This window comes from Azonexus sp., assembly GCF_036170495.1.
Classification (GTDB): Bacteria; Pseudomonadota; Gammaproteobacteria; order Burkholderiales; family Rhodocyclaceae; genus Azonexus.
The window spans coordinates 1,744-4,244 of the sequence record NZ_JAVHPH010000207.1; the positions used below are offsets into that span (position 1 = coordinate 1,744).

Below are 2,501 nucleotides of genomic sequence, written 5' to 3' on the forward strand. Positions count from 1 at the left end.
GCCGATGTCGACCGGCTTGGCCCGCATCCAGGCATCGAAGGCTTCGGCCGCGGCCAGCGCGTCGACGCAGCCAGCGGCGAGAATCGATTCGCCGAGGGCCAGGGCCATCGTCGTATCGTCGGTGACCTTGCCGGCTTTCAGGCGCAGCCAGCCACCGCCGGTGATGTCGCTGTGCACGCCGATCTGGTGGCGGATTTCGTTGGGGGTCAGAAATTCGACCGTGGCGCCCAGCGCATCGCCAATGGCCAGGCCGAGATAGGCCGCCATGCCGCGGTCGACAGGCGGCGCATAGGCCGGCCCGGGGCGGCGGCGCACCGGCGCGGTCCGGGCGATCAGTTCTCCGGTCCAAAACATTGGGTGTAATCCTTGCAAACCCCGCACGAGGGGGCGGGGCAGACGTAGATGCCTTCGCGCGAGCAGACCTGGCGGTAGAGGAATTTCTTCCACTTCATATCGCCGGTGTTGGCGCGGGCGAGGGCCGGAAAATTGACCCACATGAGTTTGCTCAGTTCGTCGCGATTGGCCAGTCCGAGATCCTGCCAGAGATGGTCGCGGCCGGCGCAGGCCGTGGCGACGATGTTGGCGATGGGTCGTTCGGACGGGTATTCGCCGGCACGATGGTCGAGCAGCAGCTTTTGCAGGTCTGCCCATTCGGGAATGGCTTCGACGGCGCGCGATGGGCCGCTGACATCGAACCCGGGAAAATAGCTGTGAAGCAGCGCGGCATGAACGGCCTTGCCCAGCCCGAGATCGGCCGGCAGGCAACCCGTATCGGCAATCTGGCCGGCGACCATGCTGGCCAGCAGCGGACGATTCGGATCGGCCGCAGCCTTTGCCGTCGCCGCCGGCATGGCGAGCAGCTCGGCGAACAGGGTGGTGCGGTAAGGAAGTCGATCCGGACCGTTCATGTCACGCTCATTGCTTGTGCTTACTTGCTCGGATATTCGACCAGGATGTCTTCGTCGCGGATGATCATCTGGCAGGCCAGGCGCCATTGGGTCGGCGGGATGTCATCGACGTACATCTTGTCGACCTCGGCCTTGGTGATGTGGCCGAGTTCAAGCAGGGCGGCGACTTCGCGGACATTGAGCGGGCCGCCCATCGGGGCGCGTTTGCCGTCAACTGACGAAACCTTGACCAGGCAGGTGCCGCAGTTGCCTTCCTGGCAACCGAAGTCGATCGGGATGTGGTGTTCCTTGGCCAGATCGAGGATGGTCTGGGTGTGGCTGCCGGCGACGGCATAGACCGTCTTGTCCTTGTGCAGCGGGCTGGTGAATGTGATGAGGGCCATTTTGGGGTTCTCCAGGAGAGCGGGTTGATTTGAGTTTTCTCTGATGCGGTTGGGCGTTTGCTTTTAATCTTGTTCGGGTCGGGCGGTCAGGCTGGTTTCACAATGATTTCACCGCCGATGATCTGTGCCTGGCAGGCCAGGCGGTGGCCGCGCGGGGCCATGTTGTCTTTCAATACCTGGTCTTCGAGGATGCTTGGCGGGGCGAGGAATTCGCCGCCGGAGACGATCTTGGTCAGGCAGGTGCAGCACTCGCCTTCGCGGCAGCCGTAGGTGATGCCGGCGCCGACTTTTTCCGAGACCTCGATGAGTCGGGTACCGGCCGGCACGGTGACCGTGACGCCGATATCCTGAAAGGTGACTTTTGCTTTAGGCATGGCGATTTCCTTTTGTGTTTTTGACGCAGAGACGCAGAGACGCGGCGGAAAAAACAGGCAAAGCCTTTCTCTGCGTCTCAGCGCCTCTGCGTCGAGAAATGATTCTTGCGGTCATGCCAGTGCCGCCATGTCGATATCGCGGTGTTCCACCCGGCCGGTCAGGTGACGGGCCAGTTGTTCGCCGAGATCGCGGCAGGCCTCGAGTTCACCGGCATCGGGCACCAGCTTGATGCGCAGCCCTTCGACGGGAACGCGCAGCTTGAGCCCGCGCAGGCGGTCCTCGATGAGGCGCACGGCCTCGCCGCTCCAGCCATACGAGCCGAAAGCGGCACCCAGCTTGCCCTTGACGTTGACCGTGGTCAGCGACGAGAGGACATCCCAGATCGGCTTGACGGCGTCGGCATTGATCGTCGGGCTGCCGAAGGCCAGGCCGTCGGCTTCCTCGATAAGATCGGTGAAGATGCCCGACTCGCCGCCTTCCAGGTCGTACAGCGAAACGCGCACGCCGGCGATGCTTTCGGCACCGGCGGCGAGCGCCTCGGCCATGCGCCGGGTGTTGCCGTAGGCCGAGATGTAGAAGACGACCAGCGTCTTTTCGCTGCGCGCCTCGTTGAACAGGCGCGGCGTCGCCAGTTCGCGGTAGCGATGCACGTAGTCGCGCGGTGCGTGGCGCAGGATCGGGCCATGCGCCGGGGCGATCAGGTTGATGGCGAGCGGCTCGATCAGCGCAATGGCGTCGAGCACGTACTCGCGGAAGGGCCGCATGATGTGCGCGTAGTAATACTCGAACGAGAAGCGGAAGTCGCCGACCGTGTCGTTGAACAGCCGGGCGTCGC

At 63.9% G+C, this 2,501-nt stretch carries 5 protein-coding genes; all 5 read right to left on the reverse strand.

What is annotated here, in order from left to right:
• On the reverse strand, positions 1–354 hold a 354-nt coding region (locus tag ADADOO_RS06940), incomplete at its 3' end, for an ADP-ribosylglycohydrolase family protein (protein ID WP_511276170.1).
• Positions 333–908: a nitrogen fixation protein NifQ gene (locus tag ADADOO_RS06945; protein WP_511276172.1), complete on the reverse strand. Its 576-nt coding sequence runs from the start codon at positions 906–908 to the stop codon at positions 333–335. The genes ADADOO_RS06945 and ADADOO_RS06940, both read right to left, overlap by 22 nt.
• Before the next feature lie 20 nt (positions 909–928).
• Positions 929–1,291, reverse strand: a complete 363-nt coding sequence (locus ADADOO_RS06950; RefSeq protein WP_511276173.1) for a 2Fe-2S iron-sulfur cluster-binding protein — start codon at positions 1,289–1,291, stop codon at positions 929–931.
• Positions 1,292–1,377: 86 nt separating this feature from the next.
• Positions 1,378–1,665: a 2Fe-2S iron-sulfur cluster-binding protein gene (locus ADADOO_RS06955; protein ID WP_511276175.1), complete on the reverse strand. Its 288-nt coding sequence runs from the start codon at positions 1,663–1,665 to the stop codon at positions 1,378–1,380.
• A 111-nt stretch (positions 1,666–1,776) separates the two neighbouring features.
• On the reverse strand, positions 1,777–2,501 hold a 725-nt coding region (locus ADADOO_RS06960; protein ID WP_511276177.1), incomplete at its 5' end, for a flavodoxin domain-containing protein.